A 5,632-nucleotide genomic window follows, 5' to 3' on the forward strand; every position below is an offset into this window, starting at 1 on the left:
ACCAACTACAGACTCCGCTGCCTACTCGCTGCCGGCGGCCACCGCCCCTACCGCGCGAAACGAACCAACCACGCCTAAATGCGAAGGGCCGGTATACCAGCATTACAAGACAGAGCTTTCGCAGTGCTTCCTCCCGGTACACTTCGGCGTCCTCCTCATCGTCCTCTTCATCGAAGACCATGGTCTGCACGTTCAGCTCCGGAACGTAGGCGACTATGAATGGACCACCGTCAGCTCCGATGATGACTGAGCGCCCCTCGCTCGTGCGGCTAATCACGAGTGAACCGTAGGGCCAAACTTTGTGATCGGTGTTCACATCTGCCGTCACAAGATGCTCATCGAAGACTTCCGGGACGACGCGTCCGAGCATGGCTCTCATATCGATGGTCATGGCGACAGCTTCGCAGACCGATGCCACATCGACTCGCTCCACCAGGAGAATCAGACAGCTGCCTCCGAATGACTTGCTTGAGGATCCTGCACCGGGGTCATAACCGTAAGGCATTGACGGCTTGGCTACGTTCGATGGTCATCAGCCGGGGCCACTTCAAGCCGTCCGGCCGGGGCCAAAACGGCTTGACACAATCACCGGGTCCGGCGGCGACGATCATGCCGGTTATCCACCGGTGGGCGGGTGGAGCCCGAAGGGTGGAGCCCGAAGGGTGGAGCTCAAAGCCGTCCACCGGTGGGTGAGCTGCAGCTTCACTCCGGCACCCGACACCCGACACTCGGCACCCGGCAGGCGCCAGCTCACCCACAGAGCAGTCGGTGTGTGGAACACCCGCCCTGGGTGCACTGGGCTGTGCGAACTGTGACCGTTCCGGTACGTGTTTCCGGCCTCCGGGTCGTTCTGTCACCGGAGAATTGGAACATGGCACTCATGGGGATCAACAGGGCACGACCATCACACTGGCTCAAGAACCATCGCGACGCCCTGCCGTCCCTCGTCGCGGTCATCGCTGTGGCCTTGTTCTGGGTGGTCGGAGCCGTTGGCGGGATCAGGTTCCTGGCCGACGCTAGCTCACCAATGGCCATGCTGACCGGGCTCTACGTCGGCCTGGCCGCCGTGGCGGTATCGATCATTATCACTACCCTCGCCCTGAATGACCTTGCCCGCCGGTACGCCCGGACACGCAACCGCCCCTAGGGCCCAGCAGAACATCAGGGCGTGGAGAGCCGCGAGTATCGGCGTGCCGGGTCGTAACCGAACCGTCCCGCAACTGATCCCACGATCGATCCCCCGTCGGACACCATCGTCCAGGGGGTAGTCCGCCCCTGGGGCCTCCAGCCGAGACGCGTGAGGAGTCGGGGTGCGAAGTGCGGGCGACTGACTGCGTTTCGCCCGACGGGTCCGAGAAGGTGGCATCTGTCGGGTCGGTCCATCCCAAGGTTGACAGCGACCGCTCTGCCGCGAGGATGAGACACATGGGAGATCACCGCCAACAGTTCGTCGATCTCGACGCCACCGAGAACACTGCCGAGCAGAGGGCGTATGAGGTCAGGGAGTTCCTACGCAGCCGTGGCCTTGCCGAGCCGGATGAACGTGCCGTAGATGAGCGTTGGTCCGACGCGATCGTCGACCGGCCCGGCCCAGTATGGCAGTCGCCCTGGTTCGATTACGGCCCCGACCCAGGACCGAGCCGGAGGAACACGATCGCCGTCGTATCTCCCACGGACGTCTTCGACCGGATGTTCCTCGCCATGGACAGCACCGGACCGCCGTCGTGCCACACGTGCGGAGAGGACTTCGACGAGGACGCGTTCTGGAGTTCCCTCAAAGGCTGGTATGAGACCGGAAGGGAACCAGTGCTCAGCTGCGCATCCTGCGGTGAACTCGGCCTGATGGGTGATCAGGACACGACCGGTTCAGCGGTCGTCGGTCGGGTCGCGGTCGTGACCGACGGGGCAACTCGGGAGGTCATCAGCGAGATGCTGCGAGTATTGCGCTCCGACCTCGGCGGGCGGTGGGCGTACGTCCAGCTGATGGACTGACGCGCAGACCTGCGGATGCGCGGATCGATCGGTGCGTGCGAACGGGCACGACGATCCCGAACCTGTCCTGAGGGTCCATCCGGGCTTTCTGCGCGACCGGAATCGTGAAACAGGAACAGGAACATTGGTAGGGGGTCGATGCTTACTGACTACCGAAGGAGCCGGATCACCGCGGCCTCCTGACAATCGAGCGCTCTGCTCGAGCAGGTTCGGTCTGCACGGTGTCCGGCCTCATTGGGTCTTCTGGTGCCGGTACAGGGTTGCTCTGCTCCAGCCCACCAGACGCGCGGCGTCCTCGGCGGTCGCGCCTTTCGCCCGGGCCTCGGCCACGACGGCGAGCTTCGCAGCGATGACCTTCGGGTCCGAGCGTGGCCGGCCGAACCGGATCCCGCTCTGCCGGGCCGCAACCAGACCGGCGTTGACGCGTTCGACAATGAGCTCACGCTCATACTCTGCCAGCGTGGCCAGCATGTTCAGCATCAGCCGACCCGTCGAGGTCTCCGGATCTATCCCATCCGATAGAGACCGGACCAGGATCCCCCGCTCCCGCAACAGGTTCACCGTGTTCAACACATCGATCAGGGACCGGCCCAACCGGTCGACGCGCCACACGACGACGGTGTCCCACTCGTCGGCGTACTCGAGGAGCTTCTTCATCCCGGGACGCTCTACCGCGACCCTGCTGCCCGAGGTGACGTCAGAGAACACATCGCGTTTCTGCACCCCAGCGGCGACCAACGCGTCGAGCTGCAGCTTCGCGTCCTGGGCCGATGTACTCACGCGGGTATAGCCAAGAAGCCTCATCCCACCACCCTGCCTTATAAAGTGCTGGCGACACGAACGCTGAGACACTTTACTGCGAGACGACTTTCCGAGACAGACGCTACCCCGAGATCTCGCGGAAGTTCTCTATCCCCTACATGGCCGACGGGATGTCTCGTAAAACTGTCTTTTCCGAGACACTATCGGAGAGCGGCCAACCGGGATTGACGACTAAGGGGCTCTTCGTAATTGAGAGTGGAGGCCGGGTGCCGTCGACGTGAGCGGGGTGGGCGCGTCGGTGGCGGGATAGAGGTCGAGGCCTTCCGATGATGGAAGTTCTCACGCTATCCATCTGAAAGACCTCGACGTGCTAAACGCTACCTTCGTTCGCCCTGACCTGACCACGTTCTGCCGCCTCGACGAGCTTGGATTGGTGGCGGTCGGCCAGCATCTCGGCGCGAGTCAGGCTGTGATTGAGTGCCGAGTTCTTCAACCCGATCGGTGGTGCCGTACTTGTGGTGCGGAAGGAGCACCGAAAGACACGGTGACGCGTCGGCTCGCCCACGAGCCGTTCGGTCACCGACCCACGACGCTGCTGGTGCGGGTACGCCGGTACCGGTGCGAGCATTGCGGGCGTGCCTGGCGGCAGGACACTTCGAAGGCAGCCGAGCCTCGGGCGAAGATCTCCCGCAGCGGACTCCGGTGGGCGCTGTTCGCGATCGTGGTCGATCACCTCACCATGTCCCGCGTCGCGGCCGGTCTCGGCGTGTCCTGGCATACCGCGAACACCGCGGTTCTCGCCGAGGGTAAGCGCCGGCTCATCGATGACCCGCACCGGTTCGACGGGGTGAGCGCGATCGGGGTGGACGAGCACGTCTGGCGCCACACCCGTAGGGGCGACAAGTTCGTGACGGTCATCATCGACCTGACACCGATCCGCGAGAAGACGGGACCGGCACGCCTGTTGGACATGGTCGAGGGCCGCTCCAAGCAGGTCTTCAAGACCTGGCTCGCTGGCCGCCCGCAGGCCTGGCGGGACGGCATCGACGTGGTCGCTATGGATGGGTTCACCGGCTTCAAAACCGCCACCGCGGAAGAGCTCCCCGACGCGGTACCGGTCATGGATCCCTTCCACGTGGTTCGTCTGGCCGGGGACGGACTCGACCGGTGCTGGCAACGCGTTCAACAGGCCACGCTCGGGCATCGAGGTCGTTCTGATGACCCGCTCTACCGGTCGAGGCGGACCCTGCATACCGGCGCGGATCTCCTTACCGACAAGCAACACGCCCGTCTGGACGCGGTGTTCAGATCCGAGGAGCACCTTGAGGTCGAAGCCACCTGGGGCATCTATCAACGCATCGTCGCCGCGTACCGGGAACCCGATAAGCAGAAGGGTAAGAAACGGATGAAAGCCGTGATCGACGCAGTCATCACCGGCGTGCCGGCCGCTCTGGTCGAGATCCGACGGCTCGGCCGGACCCTGAAACAACGGGCCGCGGATATCCTTGCGTTCTTCGACCGACCCGGCACCTCCAACGGACCCACGGAGGCTACTAACGGCCGTCTCGAGCACCTACGCGGATCAGCCCTCGGGTTCCGAAACCTCACCCACTACATCGCCCGATCACTCCTGGAGTCGGGGGGTTTCAGACCGTGCCTCCACTCTCAATTACGATGAGCCGACTAAGGGCGGTCCCGAATGTGAGTACGACGGGTGTTTTTCATTCGGTGGTTTCCGCATGGGTAGGTCGACCTGCGGGTTTGTTGGACTGATGCCTTGGTCCTCCACAGAAACCCGGATGATCCGTGAGACTAGTGGAACATTTGCCGCGGACCAAGGACTGCGCGGCGCCGATCCAGCGACGCGGGGTGGCTGGATCGGCGCCGGGCTTCGCCTCAGGTGTGGGCTGCAGCGGCGAGGTCGTCACCGGCATCGGCGGCGTCGAGACTCGTTTCGGGTGGTGTTTTCCGGAATCCCTGGGTGAGGACCGCCAGGTGGATGACCTGCAGCGGATGTGACAATTCGCGTGCAGTGGCGGTGCTGGCTTCATGAACAGGGTCAGTACCACCACCGCGAGAAAAGGTGGCCGGTCAACAGTTCTGGGCGGTCGAGATCGTTCACGCGGTCGAGACCTGGCCGGGAAAGTCTTCTTGGTCTGCAGTCAGCTGGTTAGCCGACTAGTCCGAGTAAGCCTTCCCACGCCCGCTCGGTGTTCCCGAAAGTGCTTCCGCCTAGCTGTTGTGGGTCATGACGTTGGTGACACGCCGGGCGGTTTGGGTGTGAGAAAGGGGTAGGTCCCCGGTTGCAGGATGGAAGTACCTCTACAAACCATTCGCACGAAGGACCTACCCCTCATGACCCACGCTAATGCCCCGTTGACCCCTGCTGGAAGACGACGCCTGGTAGACCGCTGCCAGCACCGCCCGATCGCCCACGTCGCGGCAGAAGCCGGGGTCGCCCGCCAGACACTCACGAAGTGGGTGCGCCGCTACGAGGTGCTCGGCGAGGTGGGTCTGATTGATCGTTCCAGCGCACCGCACACCAGTCCCACCCAGACCCCCGACGCGGTGGTGGACCGGATCGAGGAGCTGCGCCGGAAGCACAAATGGACGGCACGCCAGATCCACCTCGAGCTCGTCCGGGAAGGCCACCGGATCTCACCGGTGACCGTAGCCCGATGGTTGCGCCGGCTTGGGATTTCCCGCCGGCGGGACATCGACCCCACCGGCGCCGACAACCGCGCAAGCACCAGGATCGTGGCCCGATATGCCGGACACATGGTCTGGGCTGCTGCGGTGATTTCGGACAGCGGAGTCGGTGATTATCTCTACGCTGCCAGGGCTGGCTGCTGGTAACTGTAGTGGACGTCGTTCGGGT

At 63.8% G+C, this 5,632-nt stretch carries 5 protein-coding genes and 1 pseudogene; 4 read left to right on the forward strand and 2 right to left on the reverse strand.

The genetic code is table 11. The features are described 5' to 3' along the window. A partial coding sequence (locus tag IWX63_RS16185; RefSeq protein ID WP_199279182.1) for a hypothetical protein occupies positions 1 to 391 on the reverse strand: 391 nt, incomplete at its 3' end. Between the two features lie 480 nt (positions 392 to 871). Between IWX63_RS16185 and IWX63_RS16190 the strand changes: the two genes are divergently transcribed. Beyond that, positions 872 to 1,147: a hypothetical protein gene (locus IWX63_RS16190; protein ID WP_199279183.1), complete on the forward strand. Its 276-nt coding sequence runs from the start codon at positions 872 to 874 to the stop codon at positions 1,145 to 1,147. A 278-nt stretch (positions 1,148 to 1,425) separates the two neighbouring features. Continuing rightward, positions 1,426 to 1,992, forward strand: a complete 567-nt coding sequence (locus IWX63_RS16195) for a hypothetical protein (RefSeq protein ID WP_199279184.1) — start codon at positions 1,426 to 1,428, stop codon at positions 1,990 to 1,992. A gap of 231 nt (positions 1,993 to 2,223) precedes the next feature. Here the strand turns inward: IWX63_RS16195 and IWX63_RS16200 are convergent, their stop codons facing one another. Continuing rightward, positions 2,224 to 2,796, reverse strand: coding sequence for a recombinase family protein (locus tag IWX63_RS16200; protein ID WP_199279185.1), 573 nt, complete (start codon positions 2,794 to 2,796; stop codon positions 2,224 to 2,226). Positions 2,797 to 3,121: 325 nt separating this feature from the next. Between IWX63_RS16200 and IWX63_RS16205 the strand changes: the two genes are divergently transcribed. Next, positions 3,122 to 4,432: an ISL3 family transposase gene (locus IWX63_RS16205; RefSeq protein ID WP_199279186.1), complete on the forward strand. Its 1,311-nt coding sequence runs from the start codon at positions 3,122 to 3,124 to the stop codon at positions 4,430 to 4,432. Between the two features lie 677 nt (positions 4,433 to 5,109). Next, positions 5,110 to 5,538, forward strand: a pseudogene (locus IWX63_RS16210) (helix-turn-helix domain-containing protein); the annotation flags it as partial. Positions 5,539 to 5,632 lie beyond the last annotated feature (94 nt).

Source organism: Arthrobacter sp. CAN_A2 (assembly GCF_015752045.1).
GTDB lineage: Bacteria > Actinomycetota > Actinomycetes > Actinomycetales > Micrococcaceae > Arthrobacter_D.